This is a genomic window from Tepidanaerobacter syntrophicus, assembly GCF_001485475.2.
Taxonomy (GTDB): Bacteria; Bacillota; Thermosediminibacteria; order Thermosediminibacterales; family Tepidanaerobacteraceae; genus Tepidanaerobacter; species Tepidanaerobacter syntrophicus.
This window is the reverse complement of record NZ_DF976999.1, coordinates 445,568-464,290: the sequence shown is the minus strand read 5'-3', so window position 1 is coordinate 464,290 and position 18,723 is coordinate 445,568. Positions and strand designations below refer to the sequence as shown.

Sequence of the window (18,723 nt, the reverse complement as noted above, 5' to 3'; positions counted from 1 at the left end):
TAGCAGCAATAGTATCCTCTTTTTTTATTTTGTTTTTTAAAAAACCTATATTTTCCAGAGCAAATCTTGGTTTTTGATATTTTTTGATGAAACCAGGATAAAAAAGGCTAGTTTTTCAGTGGTCTCGAACCGTCCCTCTGTGCTGTTTGTGCTGTGTTCTGCTGTTTTATCACCTCATTTATATAAAAATGTATTTGCATTAACTGTGATTTGTGATAGAATAAACAAAGAAAATATTGCAGAGGAGGTCTTTCCATTGAAACTAACTGTTGATCAAGATCTTTGCATTGGTTGTGGATTATGTATTGATACCTGCCCATCGGTGTTTGATTGGAATGATGATGGAAAAGCACAGGTAATAGTAGACGAAGTGCCTGAAGATGTAGAAGACGATGCAAGAGAAGCTATGGAAAACTGTGCAGCGGAAGCAATAAAAGAGGAATAAGATTCTCTAAATTAAAAAACAAAAGGGATTCTGACACTGAAAGATTATAGTGTCGGAGTCCCTTTTTCTTTTTTAAATTTTATTTTTATAGAAAGAAGGATTTTGACTTTTTATGTAGAATACATAATATAATGAAACAGTATACCGAATCATGAAACAAGGAGGATCTTTTATGAAAAAATTAGATGTTATAAAACGCATTATTGACTGCGGCGTTGTTGCCGTAGTAAGAGCCGAGTCTCCGGACCAGGCGCTAAAAATTGCCGAAGCGGTAAAGGCCGGCGGAGTAGAGTCTATTGAAATTACCATGACTGTGCCCGGCGCCATGGATGTAATCCGTGAGCTTGCCAAGGCATATCCAAACAAGGAAATCTTGATAGGAGCAGGGACTGTCTTGGATACAGAGACAGCAAGATCAGCTATGTTAGCAGGCGCTGAATTTATAGTAAGTCCCTATTTTAACCCCGATGTAGTAAAGATGTGCAACAGGTATCAAGTGGTATCTATGCCTGGTGCCATGTCAGTGAAAGAAGTGGTAGAAGTTATGGAATCAGGCGCGGACTTTGTAAAATTCTTCCCCGGCAATGCATTTGGCCCTTCTATGATTAAAGCTCTGTTAGGCCCCTTGCCTTACGCTCCATTTATCCCAACAGGCGGCGTAAGTCTAGAAAACGCAGGCGAATGGATTAAAGCAGGCTGCCAGGCTGTTGGTGTCGGCGGAGAACTTACTAAAGGCGCCAAAAAAGGCGACTACGCAGAAGTTGAAGATACAGCCCGCAAGTTTGTAGAAGCCGTAAAGGCTGCAAGAAAATAACTAAAATATTTTAGGAGGGTATTCAAATGGCTAATAAAGTTGTAACTTTTGGCGAAATAATGCTGCGACTCACACCGCCTAACTATCTGAGATTTGTTCAAGCTGATTCCTTTGATGTAACTTACGGAGGTGGTGAAGCTAATGTTGCCACATCCCTTGCAAACTACGGAGAAGACGCTTATTTTGTGACAAAAGTTCCGGACAATCCCATCGGCCAGGCTGCTATAAATCATCTCAGAAGGTATGGAGTGCATACTGACTATATAGTAAAGGGCGGAGAACGCCTTGGGATTTATTTCAACGAGATAGGCGCATCCCAGCGGCCATCTCTTGTGGTCTACGACCGCAGCCATTCTTCCATATCTGAAGCAAAGGCCGGAGATTTTGACTGGGAGAAAATTCTCGATGGCGCAAAATGGTTTCACTTTACAGGGATAACCCCCGCTCTCGGAGATGACGTAGCAGCGGCATGTTTGGAGGCAGTAAAAACCGCAAACAAAATGGGAATTACCGTCAGCTGCGACCTAAACTATAGAAAGAAACTATGGTCAAGAGAGAAAGCGCGCATAGTCATGTCTGAACTTATGCAGTATGTAGATATTTCCATAGGCAATGAAGAAGATGCTGCCGATGTCTTCGGAATCCAGGCAGCTGAATCTGATATTACCAAAGGACAGCTGAGTATGGAAGGTTATAAAGATGTGGCGCAGAAGCTTATGGAGAAATTCTCACTGAAAGGTGTAGCAATAACCCTGAGAGAAAGCTACTCCGCATCAGACAACGGTTGGTCCGCTCTTTATTACGACGGAAAAGAACTTTATGCTTCAAGAAAATACAAAGTGCACATAGTTGACAGAGTGGGCGGAGGCGATTCTTTCGGCGGCGGCTTGATTTATGCTTTACTTAATGGCTACAATCCCCAGGATGCAGTAGAATTTGCCGTAGCGGCTTCTTGCTTGAAACACACCATCGTAGGGGATTTCAATCACGTGACAGTAAAGGAAGTTGAAAACCTGGCAAAGGGAGACGCCTCAGGAAGGGTTCAAAGATAACGACAGACGACACTAAAATAACATTAAAGGAATGCTGCTTTAAAAATATAGCATTCCTTTTTTTATACCAAAAATTTTTTTGCTCATTTTAAAAAAACAAGCAGGAATTTCTAATAACATGTCGAAATATGTACATAAATACAAACGTTTTCATAAGATAATTCATTTACAGCAAAATTCTTGAACTCTATTAATCCCTTGATATATAAGTAAATACTCGAATTCATCTACTTCGAACACAATGCCTAAGCTTCAGAATCCTGGATATTATTGGCTACAATTTGGAAACGTTTTCAATCCTATAAAAGCAAATATTTGCTGTAAATTGATTACAGGTCTTAAGAAAGGGAGTTCAGATGGTAACAATAAAAGAAGTTGCAAAAAAAGCGGGAGTTTCACCCAGCACTGTTTCTAGAGTTCTAAACGGCAGCGACGTGGTTGCTGAAGATACAAAAGAAAAGGTAATGGCAGCGGTAAAAAGTTTAAATTACCGCCCGAACTTTCTTGCTCAAGGCCTCAAGGACGGAAAAACAAAAACCATAGGGCTTATTATACCAAACATAAGAAACCCGATATATCCTGTTATAGCAAGAGGCGTGGAAGATGTGGCAAGAAAATACGGATATACAGTAATATTGTGTAATACCGACGAAGATACAGAAATCGAAAAAGAATCCATACAAAAACTTCGCAAAAGATGGGTGGACGGTCTTATAATCGCTCCTGCGGCAAAAAAGGTCGAGCACTTAGAAGAGCTGGAGCAAGAAGGCTTTCCTATGGTAGTTATAGTCAGAAAACTTGACATAAAAGCCAACATGATAGTAATAGACAATTTTCAAGCGGCATATGATGCAGTTTCGTTCCTTATAAAGACCGGCCACAGGCGAATCGCCATTGTAAAAGGAAACCAGCAGCTGGCTCTTTACCGGGACAGGTTTAGCGGATACAAACAGGCACTGCTTGATGCAGGCATACCTATTGAATACGAACTTATAACAGGCGATGACTCTGATAGTATTCAATGGAGTCTTGACGGCTATAATGCAGTAAACAGCTTACTTAATAGAAACATTGAGTTTGATGCGGTATTTGCAACTACTGACCTTAGGGCAATTGGGGCTATAAGAGCTATAAAAGACCACAATCTCAGAGTTCCTGACGACATTTCGGTTATCGGCTTTGATAACTTAGAATTCAGTTCTCTGATAGACCCGCCCCTTTCCACCGTATCTCAACCTTTCTACGATATAGGAGCCAGAGCGGCAAGCAAGGTGCTTCAGCTCTGCAGCAAAGACAATCCCTCAGGTGCAATGGTGGAGATTATGCCTTCAGAACTTATAATACGCAAATCCACAAGATAAACAATTTATGCTTATTAGTCAGCCATCTTGAAGGGGCTGATTGATAATAAAAAATAAATTTTTAGGAGGAAAAAGAGAAAATGAAAAAAATAGTAGCACTTTTGTTGGCAGTTTTATTGCTCTTTAGTGTGACTGCCTGCGGTGGCGGCTCAAAAACCGAAGCTCCGTCGGGAACAACCGGCGAAAACGGAACTTCGGAAACTGAAGAAGCCAAAGGCGACATTGTCATAGGCTGTCTGCAAGACATTACAGGGGTAACTTCTACTCTCGGAAAAATGGTGGAGGAAGGAGCAAAATGGGCAGCTGACGAAATTAATGCCAATGGCGGCGTAAACGGACGCCAAATAAAAGTAGTAACATATGACACCAAAGCTGATGTCCAGGAAGCTATCAATGCATTTAAACGTATGTGCACTACCGATAAAGTCTCTGCCGTAATCGGACCTCCGGTTGCAAATATCGGCATAGCCATAGCGCCAATATCTGAACAGTACAACATTCCGGTGCTTCATTTTGCAATTGATGACAGGGCGACAATAAAAGACGACGGCACACCTTACAAAAACATGTTCTTGTTCCAGCCTTCTGCAAAGCAGCAGGCAGCTATCATGGCACAGTTTGCAGTAAAAGAAAAAGGCTTAAAGAAAATAGGTATCATCTACAATCAGTCAAATGCTTATTCAGTATCACTGGTTGAACCCTTTAAGAAAGTTGCAGTTGAAAACGGAGGACAAATCGTTGGCGAAGTAACTTACCAGCCAAACGACAAAGACTTTAAAACCATGCTGAATAAACTGGTATCCGCAGGTGCTGAAGCGATATATGCACCAAACTATACTCAGGAACTTATACTGATTGTTCAGCAGGCTCGCGCAATAGGATTTAACGGCCCGCTAATCTGCGGCCTTGACGCTTGCCCGCCCTTCCCGAAGCTTTGCGGACCAGAAGCAGATGGAGTTATCTATATTAACAACATTACTGAGACCGAACCTCAAATTCAAGATATTATCACAGCTTACAAGGAAAAAACCGGCAATGATGCAACAAACAAATTCTTCTTAGGATATGATGTTATGAAAATCATTGCCTCTACAATCGAAAAAGTCGGAGACGATCCTGCAGCAATCAGGGATGCGATTGAGAACCTTACAAATTATGAAGGCTTAACCGGAACCATAACAATTGATCCGGCAACTCATCAGCCAAAGGGTCTTGAAATGGTTATGCATGAAATCAAAAACCAAGCTCCTGTTATGCTCAAACGCTATTCGGCATCTGAATAATTATAAAGCTTTAAAATGAAACTTCAATACCCCCCTGCTTTATAGGGGGGTATTGAGCAATCGGGAGGAAAGATCCATGTCCTTACAGATTATAATCAACGGACTGGCGCTGGGATCGGTTTATGCAATTATCGCTACGGGATTTTCACTTATATTCAATATCTTAAAGTTTTCCAACTTTTCCCATGGCGCCCTAATGACCCTCAGCGCCTTCATCGGCTACTTTTTTGCTGTAACAGTGAACTCTTCACTGCTGCTGGTGGTAGCAATTTCAATGCTGGCAGGCGGCTTAGTATCCTGCCTTGGCGAACTCGTTGCCTTTCGTAAAATAACGCTTAGCAATACTTCGCCGATTTATTTCTTCGTATCTTCTATAACACTGGGCACCTTATATGAAGGTATTGTAACAATTTGGGTAGGTCCTAACTTCTACAATTACCCCAGATTTTTTGAAACAACTGTTGTAAAACTAGGCTCTATAGTTATATCGAAATCAGATTTAATAATGTTTATTTCATCTTGTGCAGCTTTAGCGCTTCTAATGCTTTTTATCCAAAAGACAAAATTCGGGCGCGCTCTCCGCTCCGTCTCTTTTGACAGGGAAACAGCAGGTCTGATGGGTATAGATGTGATAAGAATTATACAACTTGCTTTTTTCCTTTCAGGTGCTCTAGCCGGCCTTGCAGGTGTGTTTTTGGGAATTAACTATACCCTGTATCCTCAGCTTGGAAATTTAGTTGTAAAAGGATTTATAGCATCGGTTATCGGCGGACTGGGCAGCGTCTTTGGAGCAGTTGCAGGCGCCCTGCTTTTAGGGCTTACTGAAACCCTCCTTATAAACTTCGCAGGTTCAGGATATGCTCCGGTATTTTCATTCTTGATAATGTTGGTATTCCTACTCGTAAGGCCCCAGGGCATTGCCGGATCCAACGTGCAGGAAAAGGCTTAGGAGGTGGATATATGGAATTTTATCTTTCAGTAATGACTTTCACATTAATATCTGTTATAGCTGTTACAGGCGTTTATGTTCTAACAGGCCTTACCGGCATGTTTTCCTTGGGCCAAGCGGCATTTATGGCGATTGGCGCCTATATTTCCGGTGTTCTTGTGGTAAAAGTAGGACTTCCTTTTGCGCTGGCGGCAATAATAGCAATTGCGCTTAGTGTCCTTGTGGGATATATTGTGGGGCTGCCTACCGTTCGCCTTCGCCGCGACTATATATCTCTTGTCACGTTAGGCTTTGGCGAAGCCATAACAGCACTTTTGAATCAAATGCAGTCTATAACCGGTGGAGCCTTAGGATTTTCCGGAATTCCTCAAAAGACCACATTTACTCTGGCAGTGGCCTCTGCAGCAGTATGCATCGCCCTTGTAGCCTATTTTAAAGCATCAAAATATGGTAGACAGTGCATAGCCGCAAAAAGCGACGAACTTGCCGCAAAAGCCATGGGTATAGATGTGGCGAGAATAAAGATGATAGCATTTTTGTTTTCCGTTGCAGTTACCGCTTATGCCGGTGTTTTGTATGCTTTTTATACAACATATGTAGATCCCGGAATTTTCGGGTGGAAGAAAAGCGCCGAATGGGTCATCATGGTATTTTTTGGAGGAGTCAACAGTCTTACCGGCTCCATAATCGGCACAGCAATTCTTACAGCCCTGCCTGAAATGCTCAGGTTTGCGGCAGAATACAGAACTGTGTTCTATTCTATCTTAGTGCTGCTCATAATCAACTTTAAGCCTGCAGGCCTGTTCGGCGAGTACGAACTTTCATTAAAAAGCCTTGGAATAGGGAGGGAGAAGAAAAATGCTGCTTGAGGTACAAAATATCAGCAAAAGTTTTGGCGGAGTTAAAGCTATCCAAGACTTCTCCCTAACTGCGGATAAAGGAGATATCGTAGGAATAATCGGTCCCAATGGCGCAGGCAAGACAACCACCTTTAATGTCATATCCGGCATTTACCGGGCAGATCAAGGCAAAGTTTTTTTAGATGGAAAAGATATAACGAATATGGAGCAGCACCAGATAACAAGAGAAGGTATTTCTCGGACATTTCAGAACATCCGGCTTTTTAAAGGGCTAAATGTTATGGAAAATGTGATGTGTGCCTTTGATCCAAGAGCCAATTACTCGATTTTTGATGGCTTGCTGCCTACTCCCAGGCGCTTTGCCGAAGAAAAGCGCGGCCGCAAAATCTGCGAGCATAATCTTGAGGTAGTAGGACTTAAAAAATATGCCAATGAAAAACCGGAAAGCCTGCCATATGGCTTGCAAAGGCGCCTGGAAATCGCTCGCGCTCTTACCTGCCAGCCGAAAGTCCTGCTTTTAGACGAACCGGCAGCCGGCCTTAACCCTACAGAAGTCAAAGAGCTGACCGAACTTATTGGCAGACTGTGCTCTGAGCTGGGTTTTGCGGTTTTACTCATTGAGCACAGATTGGAACTTGTTATGGGGATTTCCCATAAAATCTATGTTTTAAACTTTGGCAAGACCATTGCGGTAGGCACGCCGGATGAAGTCAGATCAAATCCGGAAGTTATTGAGGCGTATCTGGGAGAGGAGGATGCGGAATGCTAAAAGTCGAAAACTTAAGCGCAAGTTACGGATACATTGAAGCATTAAAAGATGTTACCGTTGAAGCGCAGCAGGGGCAGATAGTAAGCATCATAGGATCCAACGGAGCAGGAAAGACTACCCTTTTGCGCTGCATCAGCGGTCAGTTAAAGCCTGTTTCCGGAAAAATAATGTTTTTAGGCGAGCCTCTTCCTTCTGTGCCTCATAAAGTAGTAAAAAAAGGTGTTGTCCATGTTCCTGAAGGACGCCGAGTTTTTTCAGGGCTTACCGTAGAAGAAAACTTACTGGTAGGAGGCTACTTGCTCAGCGGAAAAGAGCTTCAGGAAAACTTAAGAAAGAACTATGAACTTTTTCCTATCTTAAAAGACCGAAAAAACCAATTCGCCGGCACACTTTCCGGCGGTGAGCAGCAAATGCTGGCAATTGCCCGAGGTCTTATGTCAAATCCAAAGCTGATACTTCTTGATGAGCCGTCCCTCGGACTTGCGCCTCTTGTGGTAAATCAAGTTTATAATCTCATCGAGCAAATTCGCGAAAGCGGAGTTACAGTCCTACTAGTTGAACAAAATGCACGAAAAGCGTTGAATATATGCGATAGAGCCTATGTTATAGAAAACGGGAGGATAAAACTTACAGGCACTGGCTGCGAACTGCTAAATTCTGAGGAGGTTAAAAAGGCATATCTTGGAGGTTAACGCAAAATTTTGGAGGTAATGATGAATGATTCGTAAATGGAACAGAGAATCCCTGGATCACCGAAATGCACTGCTTTTTGCTATGGGCGTATCCGAGGAAGATGTAAGACGGCCGATAATCGGCATCATCAATGCATGGAATGAAATGAATCCGGGGCATTACCCCTTCAAGGAGATAGTGCCTGAAATTAAAAAAGAAATTTATGCGGCAGGCGGCTTAGGACTTGAGCTTCCCATAAGCGGAATATGTGACGGCATTTGTTCAAACACACCGGGAGACCGATACACCCTTCCTGCAAGGGACCTTGTTTCATCGGAAGTTGAAACAGTTGCAGAAGTGAATATGCTGGAAGGGATGATACTCCTAGGAAGCTGCGACAAAGTGGTGCCGGGTATGATTATGGGTGCGCTTAGGGTGAATATCCCTACAGTTATGTTCACCGGCGGTTTTATGGAGCCCGGTTGTTATAACGGAAAGATGATAACTCTTACACATACCAAGCAGGCTTATGCGGCATATGTGGCAGGAGATATTGAAGAAAAAGACTATAGAGAAATAGTAAAAAACGCATGCCCCACTCCGGGCGTTTGCCCCTTTATGGGAACTGCCAATACCATGTGCGCTACTGCTGAAATCTTAGGCCTTTCTCCCCACGGCAATGCCAGCGTGAAATCTCAGACAGAGGAATGGCGCGCAATGGGGCTTGCCGCTGCCCACAGAATCGTAGAACTTGTAAAAGATGAAATAAGGCCTCTTGATATCATAAAACAGGAAAACTTTGAAAATGTGGTAAGATACATGATGGCAACAGGAGGGTCTACCAATTCAATCCTCCATATACCTGCCATGGCGCGACAGGCCCATATAGATATAACTCCTGAGCTTTTTGATAAGATAAGCCGCAAGGTTCCTGTTATCAGCGCTATTTATCCAAATCATCCCACCTACACTATGGCAGATTTTTCTGCTGCCGGAGGACTTGGCGCCGTTCTTGCAGAGCTTGCGGAAAGCGGTTTGATAAATACCGATGCAAAGGGCATGTTCGGCACTATAGCCGATAAGATAAAGCTTTCGAAAAATCTAAATAAGGATGTAATAAAATCTGTCAAAAGCCCAATATATGAGCAGGGCGGCCTTGCAGTGCTTTCCGGCAATATAGCAACTGAAAGCGCTATCGTGAAGTTTTCAGCAGTAGATAAAGCCGCATGGGAATTTACCGGTCCTGCTAAGGTATATAATTCCCAGGATGAAGCCTGGGAGGCGATTTTAAAAGATGAAATTGTTCCGGGAAATGTAGTAATCATACGCTACGAAGGGCCAAAGGGATCGCCGGGAATGCCTCATATGGAGACATTTATGGCAGCAGTGCTGGGAAAGGGTCTTGGTACCAAGATAGCCCTTGTAACTGACGGCAGATTTTCAGGAGCGACAGGCGGCCTTGCCATAGGCCATGTGTCTCCAGAAGCCTATGACGGCGGGAATATTGCGCTAATACATGATGGCGACATCATTCATATAGACATAACAAAGCGAATTTTGACAGCCGAAATAACCGATGAGGAATTCACAAAAAGAAAGAGTCTTTGGAAGCCTGTTCAAAAACCTGCCTCAGGTTGGCTGAAGCTTTACAGAGAAAACACTACATCGGCCCATAAAGGCGCAACGATGTTTTGGGATTAGAGGAGGAATACTATGGCATCTTTTGAAAGATTTAATTTCAAGACAATAGATGACTTAAAAAGAAAGATTGAAGAACTCGAAGTTAATATAAAACTTAGCGAAGACCTGTCGCCCCTGGCAAAACCCGTTAAAGTCGGGCATCTTACTGCGCCAAACTCTATTGCAATATTACCTATGGAAGGCTGTGACAGCAATAGAGACGGCAGCCCATCGGATTTGGTAAGGCGGCGGTACAGGCGCTTTGCCTCTGGAGGGGCGGGACTTATCTGGTTCGAAGCCTGTGCGGTAGTCCATGAAGGCAGAGCGAATCCCCTTCAGATGTTTCTTACAAAAGATAATGTTAAAGAATTTGCCGAACTTGTAAAAGAAACCGATAGAGCAGCAGCAGAAGGAAATGGCGCAGGCCACAGACCGGTCAAAATTCTCCAACTTACCCATTCGGGAAGATACTCAAGACCTGATGATCTTCCGGCGCCTATGATCCCTCAGCACGATCCTATGCTGGACCCTACGGTAGGCCTATCGCCTGATGCGCCGGTTCTATCTGATGAGTACTTTGACAATCTTACCCAAAAATATGTAGAATCCGCCCTCCTTGCAAAAGAGGCAGGATTTGACGGTGTTGATATAAAATCCTGCCACAGATACTTACTATCGGAACTTGCCGCAAGCCATATGCGAGAGGGCAAATACGGAGGCTCCTTCGAAAACCGCACCCGATTTATCCTAAACACAATAAAAGCCGTTCGAGAAAAGGTTGGCGATGATTTTATAGTGGCTTCCAGGTTCAATGTATTTGACGCCCATCCTTATCCTTATGGTTTTGGCGTAGACAGGGAAAATTACATGAAACCTGACTTGACAGAGCCTTTAAAATTGGTTCGAAAGATGATCGAAAGCGGTGTAAATCTTTTAGGAAGCTCAGCAGGGAACCCTTACTACAAAGCAGTTTATGTAACAAGGCCCTTTGATACCCCTGTCATAGGAGGAGAAATGCCGGAAGAGCATCCCCTTGAAAGCGTTGCCCGGTTATTTGAGCTTACCCGCCAAGTGCAAAGAGAGGCAAAAGATATTCCGGTTATCGGCAGCGGCTATACTTGGCTTCGCTGGTTTTTACCCTATGCAGGCGCCGCAAATCTTCTAGAGGGAGCCTGCGGTATGATGGGGTTAGGGCGCCAAGCTATTGCGTATCCTGATGCGCCGAGGGATATCCTTACAAAAGGCAGGATGGAGCCTAATAAGTGCTGTATTACCTGCAGCAAATGCACCCAGATAATGCGGGACCATGGCCGCACCGGTTGCGTTATGCGCGACAGCCAGGTTTATTTGCCGCTATATAATGAGGCAAGAAAAAACGCCTCAAAAAAATAGAGAGGGATGCACTATGGAGCAACTAATAAATAAGATCGGAAGAGTAGTAGAACCCGGCAAGGTTGATTTTATAACACGCAGCGTCGAAGAGCCTAAAGGAGACAAGGTGCTGATAAAAATCGTCTCAAGCGCTATTTGCGGCAGCGACCTGCATATATTTAAAGGCAAACACCCTACTGTGCCGCTGCCTGTTACTATAGGGCACGAGTTTTCAGGAGATGTAATAGCCGTAGGGGAAGATGTGGAAAATATTAAAGTTGGAGACAAAGTAACAGTAGAACCTGTAGTTGTATGTGGAAAGTGCGCTGCCTGCAGAACGGGAAATTACGGCTACTGCGAAAACCTCAGCTTTACCTACCGCATGGGAGACGGAGCCATGGCAAACTATATTACGGTTCGGGAACCCTTCGTCTACAAATTGCCTCCAAATCTTTCCTATGACGAAGGAGCATTGATAGAGCCATTATCCGTTGCAGTTCACGCAGTGCGCAGGGCGGATATAAAGCTGGGCGAAAAGGTGCTTGTAATCGGTGCCGGAGCCATAGGATTGATGGTTGCGGCCCTTTGCAGGAAAAACGGAGCTACCGGCGTGACAGTTGCCGATCTTTCCAAAAGCCGTTTGGAAATGGCTCTAAAACTTGGAGCGACAAATGTCATAAATTCAGGCAGGGAAGATGTATTAGAGGCCGTGAAGGATTTAACATCGGGAATCGGGATAGATAAGGCCTTTGAATGTGTAGGTCTTGAAACAACATTTAATCAAGCCCTTATGTCTCTTAGGAAAAACGGTCTTGCAACAGTTGTCGGCATATTTGAAAACCCAAACATAACCATTCCTGCATCCCGCTTCATAACTCACGAAATAAAAGTCCAGGGGTCTCAAGGCTATTGCTGGGATTTCCCGGTAGCTCTTGAAATGTCGCAGCAAATTGACCTTAAAAGCCTCATAACACATAAATTCAAGTTGGAAGACTTACAGCAGGCCCTTGAAACAGCACTGGACAGAAACTCAAATTCAATAAAGATTGTTTTAAATCCATAAATTTATTCAAAAGGAGTATGCGTATGGCAAAAACAGCGATTGTTACAGGCGGAGGCCGTGGAATAGGTTTTGCAATAGCCCATCAGCTGGGCAAAGACGGATATGATGTTGTGATACTGGGCAGAAGCCCCAAAGAGGCATATAAGTCAAATCTTGACATTCTTTTAGCGGAAGGCATTAACTATCTTTATATTCAAGGCGGAATTGACAGCCCCCAAGACAGGCAAAGATGTGTAGAGGAAACCGTTTCAAAATTTGGAAGGATAGATGTGTTGGTAAACAATGCCGGCGTGGCTCCTGCTGTGCGCCGAGATCTTCTTGAGATGACTGAAGAAAGCTTTGACAGGGTTGTGGGAATAAATACAAAGGGCACTATGTTTATGACACAGCTTGTGGCAAAACAGATGATAAAGCAAGACATAGTAGAATCCAAAAGAGGCATAATTGTAAATATATCTTCCTGCTCTGCGACGGTTTCTTCTACAAATAGAGGAGAATACTGCATTTCTAAAGCGGGAGTTTCAATGCTTACAAAACTATATGCCGATCGACTGGCAGATGAGGCTGTATTTGTATATGAAGTAAGGCCCGGCGTTATAGCTACGGAAATGACTGCTCAGGCAAAAGAAAAATACGATAAGCTTATTGAACAGGGACTTTTTCCGATTAAACGCTGGGGCTTGCCGGAAGATGTGGCACAGGCGGTTTCGGCCTTTTGCTCCGGCAAGTTTTTATACACAACCGGCAGCTATATTGATGTGGATGGCGGATTTCATATCCAGAGGCTGTAAAAAAGTAAAGCGTGAAAAAGCGAGGGAATGTTATGAAGGAATCGTCTATTAGGGCAAACGGCCATGGTATCAGAATTTATTCGCTTAATACAGCGGTGGTCGGCACAGGGGCTGCAGGTCTTAATGCGGCAGACAGGCTGTTTTCTTTGGGCCAGACCGATATTGCGATAATTACAGAAAACTTAAAAGCAGGCACATCGCGCAATACAGGTTCTGACAAACAAACCTATTACAAGCTGACCCTTGCAGGCAGTGAGCCGGATTCGGTATATGACCTTGCAAAAACCCTATTTAACGGCCAATGCGTAGATGGAGATATAGCCCTTTGTGAGGCAGCGCTTTCCGCAAGGTGCTTTTTGAAACTGGCGGAGCTGGGGGTTCCTTTTCCTCACAACAGATATGGGGAATATATCGGCTACAAAACAGATCATGACCCAAAGAGGCGAGCCACATCAGCAGGTCCTTATACCTCAAAATATATGACAGAGTGCCTTGAAAAGGCAGTAAAGCAAAAAAATATCAGGATTTTTGACAAGATGCAAGTAATTAAAATCCTTACTGACAAAAATAAGTTGTTAGGCCTTTTATGCCTGGACCTTCAGAACCTTCACGACCCCGATAAAAGATACGTGCTTTTTAATTGTAAAAATGTTATTTATGCCACAGGAGGTCCTGCCGGCATGTATGCAGATGCGGTTTATCCCTTCAGCCAAAAAGGAGCATCAGGCATTGCCTTTGAAGCAGGCATCATGGGGAAAAACCTTACGGAGTGGCAGTATGGCATATCATCAGTAAAGCCCAGGTGGAATGTATCAGGCACTTATATGCAGGCACTGCCGCGATTTATCTCACAAGATAAAAATGGCGGCGATGAAAGAGAATTTTTGCTTGACTTTTTTGCAGATAAAGCAGACATGCTATCAAAGGTGTTTCTAAAAGGCTATCAATGGCCTTTTGATGTAAGGAAGGTAGAAGACGGTTCATCTATTATAGATATTTTAGTGTATATAGAAACTTGCATTAAAGGGCGAAGGGTTTTTCTCGACTTTAGGCAAAATCCGGCAGGAGCCGATATAGATTTTAGCACTCTTTCGCCGGAGGCAAGGGATTACTTGGAAAAGGCCGGAGCAGCCTTCGGAAAACCTATAGACAGACTTCTTCATATGAACGAACCCGCTGTAGAGTTTTACAGGGGAAAAGGCGTAGACCTTGCAAAAGAGCCTTTAGAAGTTGCCGTATGCGCTCAGCACAATAACGGCGGGCTTTCGATTGATAATTGGTGGCAGACGAATATCGAAGGGTTTTTTGCAGTGGGAGAGGTTAGTGCAAGCCACGGAGTATATAGGCCGGGAGGCACAGCGCTAAATGCCGGCCAGGTAGGTTCAACCAGGGCGGCTCAGTATATTGCAGCAAATCGGAAAGGCGATGCGCCGTATATAGAGGAATTTATAAAGAAAGCATTGCCGGCTATTGCAGACTCTATCGGCTTGGGCGGTAAGCTTCTTTCAAACAGCGATACCGTAAATGAAATTTGGAATAGGGCTGCAAAACGGATGAGCCGATTTGGAGGAATTATACGCAGCATGGAGGAAATTGTTCAAGCTGCGGCAGAAACAAAAAACGAACTTAAGAGTTTCAAGGAGATTGTAAAGATTTCTTCTTATAGAGAGCTTCCAAGGGCCTATCGCCTTTATGATATGCTTTTGAGCCAGTATGTTTACTTGAGAGCCATGGAAGATTATATAAAATACGGTGGGAAAAGCCGAGGCTCAGCTCTTTATACCGACAAAGACGGTATAAAGCCTTATGAAAGCCTCCCTGATGTCTTTAGATTTACTCTAGACGACGGCACTATCGGAGATATGGTTCAGGAAGGAATATACAAAAATGGAGAATGTGAATTTAACTGGCGAAAAGTTCGACCCCTTCCAAAGGATGAAGACTTTTTTGAAAATGTCTGGAGAAGCTATAGGGAAAATGGCAATATATATTAAAGCCTGTTTGGAGTGATAAAATGTATGCACTAAAATACCGTCTGCCGCTGCATCTCATAGTTTTTACAGAACCCCGCTACTTTCCAAATGATGTGGAAAGGCAGAAAATGATTTCAAGCGTCACCAATAATATAAGTGGAATTCTTCACGAAACCGATCCGGGACTTATAGTGGAAAATATAAGCATTACTAGCGGTTCTGAGTTGGAAAATTTTTTAAATCAGAAACACAAGGGATTCGGGCTTTTTGTGCCGGCAAGCGGCGCTGTTCAACCATGGATGATAAAGGCTGCTGAAAGTTTCGAGGGCATCGGCATATTGGCGGCTTATGAACCGGGACTGCTGGATCAAGAAACTGCCTATCGGCTTCTTGAAGCAAATGCAGCGCCGGCTGCGGCAGATGTCTACAGCGTTATAAAGCGGCAGGGAAAACCTGTGGCACTGTCTCTTGAGATATCCGATATACTTGATTTATTGCAGATAATACAGACTGCAGATCGGATGAAAAAAGCTGTCATCCTTCTTGCAGGGGTTACAGAAGATTGGGTTATAAGCAGCTGCCGATCCTTTGAGAAGATAAAAGAAAAAACCGGCATGGATTTTATAGGCGTTACCTTAGAGGAATTATATAGGATTTATGAATCTATTACAGATGAAGATGCAAAACAAATTTCGAATAAATGGATAGAAAACGCAAAAGAAATCATTGAGCCTAAAAAACAAGACATCCTTGCAGCTTCCAGACTTGCAGTAGCGATTTATCAGCTGGTGCGCAAATACAACGGCGATGGCATAGCCATAGCATGTTTTACACTTTTAAGGGATCTTGGCACCACAAGCTGTATTGCTTTAAGTATGTTAAACGACAGCAGGGATTTCATCGGCGCTTGCGAAGGGGATATGGATTCTGCGGTAACGCTTTTTATGATGAAAGCCCTTACGGACAAACCATCCTGGATGGCAAATCCGATGCTTGAAAAAAATGATGTCTTAAGACTTTCTCACTGTACTTCGCCTCTTCTTTTAGAAGGCAAGCCCCTTCCTTATATCTTGAGAAATCACCATGAAAGCGGTATCGGCGTAAGTCCTGAGGCACTCATAGAAGAAGGAGTTCCCGTAACCATAACCCGCATAGGAAATAATCTAAGCTCCCTTTCTGTAAGCACAGGTATAACTCTTGATACACCTCCTACCCCTATCTGCCGAACTCAGCTTCGAATAAAGCCGGACTCCATGAGCAGTTTCATCGACAATCTTCTTGGGTGTCATCAGATTGTAACCTTTGGAAACTGGGAAAGGCAACTGACAGAGGTAGGAAAACTATTAGGCTTGAAAGTTTTAAAATAGATATGGGAGGCGGCTGCTGTGAAGATAAACAATATCTTTGATATTACAGGCACAAAGTTTCCGGCAGGAAGGCTTACTCGGGTAATGGTAGGTCCCGGAGCTCCGATAGAGGCGGAAGGCTTTGTAATGGGTTATGTGACGATTTTCCCTCAAGGTTCTGTTCCCCTTCACCTGCATCATCAAGAAGAAGTATATGTTATATTAAGGGGAAATGGCAAAATACACGTAAATGATGAAACCGCTGATATAAAAGCCGGAGACTATATCTACATTGACTCCGATTCTACCCATCTTCTGGAAAATACCTCAAACGAAGACATGATAATGCTGTTTTGCTATTCTCCAAAAGGAATAGTTGAACACTGGCAAGAAGAACTTGAAGGAAAATAGCCTCCTTATGTCGAAGTAAAATAAGTTGACATATGCATAATATTAATCACACATAAATTGGGGGCAATAAAAGTGAATCTTAAAGAAATAAGACAAGCGGCTCGAGAAAAGATGAAAGGCTACTGTAGGGTATGTAAAACTTGCGATGGGATAGCATGCGCCGGCGAAGTGCCCGGGATGGGCGGAATAGGCACAGGTTCAGCTTTTACGGCAAATGTTAAGGCTCTTGCCGATGTAAAACTTAATCTTAGGACGATACACGATGCGAAGGATCCTGATATTTCTACAAACATCTTAGGTATAGACCTTTCAATGCCGATTTTATCAGCGCCTATAACCGGCTCTGAATACAATATGGGCGGAGCTGTGCCGGAGGCGGAGTACATTCGTATGGTAATATCAGGGAGTAAGAATGCCGGAACTGTTGGCATGTGCGGCGACGGAGGAAATCCCGTATTTTACACATCCGGAATCGAAGCGATTCAAGAAGCCGAAGGCCATGGGATTCCGATTATAAAGCCTAGAGAAAACCCAAAAATAATCGAAATGGCAAAACAGGCCGAAAAAATAAAGGCACCTGCGGTAGGCATGGATATTGACGGAGCAGGACTTGTAACCATGGCTTTAATGGGCCAGCCGGTAAGCCCTAAAAACGTAGATGAATTAAAAGAAATCATTTCATCGGTTTCTCTGCCATTTATAGTAAAGGGCATCATGACAACAGATGAAGCAGAACTTGCCAAAGAAGCAGGCGCTGCTGCAATAGTTGTATCAAACCACGGCGGGCGGATACTGGACAGCACCCCCGGCACAGCCCAAGTCCTTCCTGATATAGCCCGAAAGTTGAAAGGTAAGATTACGATTCTTGCAGATGGAGGAGTGCGCTCAGGCACCGATGTATTAAAATACCTTGCCCTTGGCGCTGATGCAGTGCTTGTAGGAAGACCTGTCATCATCGGTGCTTTTGGCGGCGCCGCCGAAGGTGTGCAGTTGGTGCTGGAAACCATGGCAAATGAGCTAAAGCAAGCCATGATTCTTACAGGCTGTAAAGACATAAAAAGTATAAATTCATCAATTCTATTTTAGAAGGAACAAAAATCTCCGGCAGTAAGCTAAAATGCTTTTACCGGAGATTTTTACGCTCTTATCCTTAAATTTCCTTAAGCGAATCTATTTCTTCCTTCGTAAGTTTTCGCCACATTCCGGGCTCCAATTCCTCATCAAGGTTCAGTGGCCCTAAAGACAGTCGCTTTAGGTATAAAACCTCTTTGCCCCGGGTTTTCATCATGCGCTTTATTTGGTGAAATTTACCCTCATATATAGTTACATAGGCCTCGGAGATACTACCTGATTTTAAAATATCAAGTTTTGCCGGAAGAGCGGTAAAATCTTCAAGCTCTATGCCGTCTGCAAAAGCCTTAACATCTTCTTCATCTAAAGCTCCCCGAACCTTCACATAATATGTTTTCGCCACATGATGCTTTGGCGACAGCAGCCGATGAGCTAACTTGCCGTCGTCTGTAAGAAATATAAGGCCCTCTGCATCTTTATCCAGTCTTCCTACGGGAAACAACTTCCTATGAAAGTACTCTCCTTCCAGCAAGTCAATGACTGTTGTTTCGTATTCGTCCCGAGTGGACGATACTACGTCATAGGGCTTGTTCATCATAATGTATATATTCTCCTCAAAGAGTACCGGTTCACCTGATACCGTTATTTCGTCTGCCTGGGGATCTACTAAATCCCCTGCATCGCCTGCAACCTTACCGTTTATCAAAACCTCTCCTGCCTTTATTAACTTTTTAACATCTTTTCTGCTGCCATAGCCGCTGGCGGCAAGGATTTTATCGATACGCGCAAGTTTTTGGTTTTTCATACTTCAC

At 43.6% G+C, this 18,723-nt stretch carries 18 protein-coding genes; 17 read left to right on the top strand and 1 reads right to left on the bottom strand.

The genetic code is table 11. The features are described from left to right. Positions 1-256 precede the first annotated feature (256 nt). The 17 genes from TSYNT_RS03140 (at position 257) to TSYNT_RS03060 (ending at position 17,926) form a co-directional block, all read left to right on the top strand. Positions 257-445: a ferredoxin gene (locus TSYNT_RS03140; RefSeq protein WP_059031674.1), complete on the top strand. Its 189-nt coding sequence runs from the start codon at positions 257-259 to the stop codon at positions 443-445. Between the two features lie 172 nt (positions 446-617). Continuing rightward, positions 618-1,259: a bifunctional 2-keto-4-hydroxyglutarate aldolase/2-keto-3-deoxy-6-phosphogluconate aldolase gene (locus TSYNT_RS03135; RefSeq protein ID WP_059031673.1), complete on the top strand. Its 642-nt coding sequence runs from the start codon at positions 618-620 to the stop codon at positions 1,257-1,259. Between the two features lie 26 nt (positions 1,260-1,285). Beyond that, positions 1,286-2,311, top strand: a complete 1,026-nt coding sequence (locus tag TSYNT_RS03130; protein ID WP_059031672.1) for a sugar kinase — start codon at positions 1,286-1,288, stop codon at positions 2,309-2,311. A gap of 356 nt (positions 2,312-2,667) precedes the next feature. After that, positions 2,668-3,672, top strand: a complete 1,005-nt coding sequence (locus TSYNT_RS03125; RefSeq protein ID WP_083497624.1) for a LacI family DNA-binding transcriptional regulator — start codon at positions 2,668-2,670, stop codon at positions 3,670-3,672. Positions 3,673-3,752: 80 nt separating this feature from the next. Next, positions 3,753-4,955 (top strand): ABC transporter substrate-binding protein, encoded by a 1,203-nt coding sequence (locus TSYNT_RS03120; protein WP_059031671.1) that lies wholly within the window; start codon positions 3,753-3,755, stop codon positions 4,953-4,955. Positions 4,956-5,031: 76 nt separating this feature from the next. Further along, complete coding sequence (locus tag TSYNT_RS03115; RefSeq protein WP_059031670.1) at positions 5,032-5,904, top strand: branched-chain amino acid ABC transporter permease; 873 nt, start codon at positions 5,032-5,034, stop codon at positions 5,902-5,904. Positions 5,905-5,915: 11 nt separating this feature from the next. Further along, positions 5,916-6,773: a branched-chain amino acid ABC transporter permease gene (locus TSYNT_RS03110; RefSeq protein ID WP_059031669.1), complete on the top strand. Its 858-nt coding sequence runs from the start codon at positions 5,916-5,918 to the stop codon at positions 6,771-6,773. Continuing rightward, the gene (locus TSYNT_RS03105) at positions 6,763-7,533 is read left to right on the top strand and encodes an ABC transporter ATP-binding protein (RefSeq protein WP_059031668.1); all 771 of its coding nucleotides are present in this window, start codon (positions 6,763-6,765) and stop codon (positions 7,531-7,533) included. Before TSYNT_RS03110 ends, TSYNT_RS03105 begins: the two co-directional genes overlap by 11 nt. Next, positions 7,527-8,225, top strand: a complete 699-nt coding sequence (locus TSYNT_RS03100) for an ABC transporter ATP-binding protein (RefSeq protein ID WP_059031667.1) — start codon at positions 7,527-7,529, stop codon at positions 8,223-8,225. The genes TSYNT_RS03105 and TSYNT_RS03100 overlap by 7 nt, the downstream gene beginning before the upstream one ends. Positions 8,226-8,250: 25 nt before the next feature. Then, positions 8,251-9,906, top strand: a complete 1,656-nt coding sequence (ilvD, locus tag TSYNT_RS03095) for a dihydroxy-acid dehydratase (RefSeq protein ID WP_059031666.1) — start codon at positions 8,251-8,253, stop codon at positions 9,904-9,906. A gap of 12 nt (positions 9,907-9,918) precedes the next feature. Next, positions 9,919-11,277, top strand: a complete 1,359-nt coding sequence (locus TSYNT_RS03090) for an oxidoreductase (RefSeq protein ID WP_059031665.1) — start codon at positions 9,919-9,921, stop codon at positions 11,275-11,277. Between the two features lie 13 nt (positions 11,278-11,290). After that, positions 11,291-12,319, top strand: a complete 1,029-nt coding sequence (locus tag TSYNT_RS03085) for a zinc-dependent alcohol dehydrogenase (protein WP_059031664.1) — start codon at positions 11,291-11,293, stop codon at positions 12,317-12,319. Between the two features lie 23 nt (positions 12,320-12,342). Continuing rightward, the gene (locus tag TSYNT_RS03080; RefSeq protein WP_059031663.1) at positions 12,343-13,110 is read left to right on the top strand and encodes a 3-ketoacyl-ACP reductase; all 768 of its coding nucleotides are present in this window, start codon (positions 12,343-12,345) and stop codon (positions 13,108-13,110) included. A gap of 32 nt (positions 13,111-13,142) precedes the next feature. Next, positions 13,143-15,104 carry an FAD-dependent oxidoreductase gene (locus TSYNT_RS03075; RefSeq protein WP_059031662.1) on the top strand — a complete coding sequence of 654 codons (1,962 nt, stop codon included), beginning with the start codon at positions 13,143-13,145 and terminating at the stop codon, positions 15,102-15,104. Positions 15,105-15,124: 20 nt separating this feature from the next. After that, complete coding sequence (locus TSYNT_RS03070; RefSeq protein WP_059031661.1) at positions 15,125-16,450, top strand: hypothetical protein; 1,326 nt, start codon at positions 15,125-15,127, stop codon at positions 16,448-16,450. 18 nt (positions 16,451-16,468) lie between these two features. Then, a complete protein-coding gene (locus TSYNT_RS03065) occupies positions 16,469-16,840 on the top strand; it encodes a cupin domain-containing protein (protein ID WP_059031660.1) in 372 nt (123 codons plus the stop codon). A gap of 72 nt (positions 16,841-16,912) precedes the next feature. Beyond that, positions 16,913-17,926, top strand: a complete 1,014-nt coding sequence (locus TSYNT_RS03060; RefSeq protein ID WP_059031659.1) for an alpha-hydroxy-acid oxidizing protein — start codon at positions 16,913-16,915, stop codon at positions 17,924-17,926. A gap of 64 nt (positions 17,927-17,990) precedes the next feature. Here the strand turns inward: TSYNT_RS03060 and TSYNT_RS03055 are convergent, their stop codons facing one another. Continuing rightward, positions 17,991-18,716 (bottom strand): pseudouridine synthase, encoded by a 726-nt coding sequence (locus TSYNT_RS03055; RefSeq protein WP_059031658.1) that lies wholly within the window; start codon positions 18,714-18,716, stop codon positions 17,991-17,993. Between the last annotated feature and the right edge of the window lie 7 nt (positions 18,717-18,723).

Bases quoted from the DNA above. Each gene is read 5' to 3' on its own strand.
- TSYNT_RS03075 (WP_059031662.1), top strand. From the start codon at position 13,143: ATGAAGGAATCGTCTATTAGGGCAAACGGCCATGGTATCAGAATTTAT.
- TSYNT_RS03110 (WP_059031669.1), top strand. From the start codon at position 5,916: ATGGAATTTTATCTTTCAGTAATGACTTTCACATTAATATCTGTTATA.
- TSYNT_RS03085 (WP_059031664.1), top strand. From the start codon at position 11,291: ATGGAGCAACTAATAAATAAGATCGGAAGAGTAGTAGAACCCGGCAAG.
- TSYNT_RS03130 (WP_059031672.1), top strand. From the start codon at position 1,286: ATGGCTAATAAAGTTGTAACTTTTGGCGAAATAATGCTGCGACTCACA.
- TSYNT_RS03115 (WP_059031670.1), top strand. From the start codon at position 5,032: ATGTCCTTACAGATTATAATCAACGGACTGGCGCTGGGATCGGTTTAT.
- TSYNT_RS03125 (WP_083497624.1), top strand. From the start codon at position 2,668: ATGGTAACAATAAAAGAAGTTGCAAAAAAAGCGGGAGTTTCACCCAGC.
- TSYNT_RS03080 (WP_059031663.1), top strand. From the start codon at position 12,343: ATGGCAAAAACAGCGATTGTTACAGGCGGAGGCCGTGGAATAGGTTTT.
- TSYNT_RS03135 (WP_059031673.1), top strand. From the start codon at position 618: ATGAAAAAATTAGATGTTATAAAACGCATTATTGACTGCGGCGTTGTT.
- TSYNT_RS03120 (WP_059031671.1), top strand. From the start codon at position 3,753: ATGAAAAAAATAGTAGCACTTTTGTTGGCAGTTTTATTGCTCTTTAGT.
- TSYNT_RS03070 (WP_059031661.1), top strand. From the start codon at position 15,125: ATGTATGCACTAAAATACCGTCTGCCGCTGCATCTCATAGTTTTTACA.
- TSYNT_RS03105 (WP_059031668.1), top strand. From the start codon at position 6,763: ATGCTGCTTGAGGTACAAAATATCAGCAAAAGTTTTGGCGGAGTTAAA.
- ilvD (WP_059031666.1), top strand. From the start codon at position 8,251: ATGATTCGTAAATGGAACAGAGAATCCCTGGATCACCGAAATGCACTG.
- TSYNT_RS03090 (WP_059031665.1), top strand. From the start codon at position 9,919: ATGGCATCTTTTGAAAGATTTAATTTCAAGACAATAGATGACTTAAAA.
- TSYNT_RS03100 (WP_059031667.1), top strand. From the start codon at position 7,527: ATGCTAAAAGTCGAAAACTTAAGCGCAAGTTACGGATACATTGAAGCA.
- TSYNT_RS03055 (WP_059031658.1), bottom strand. From the start codon at position 18,716: ATGAAAAACCAAAAACTTGCGCGTATCGATAAAATCCTTGCCGCCAGC.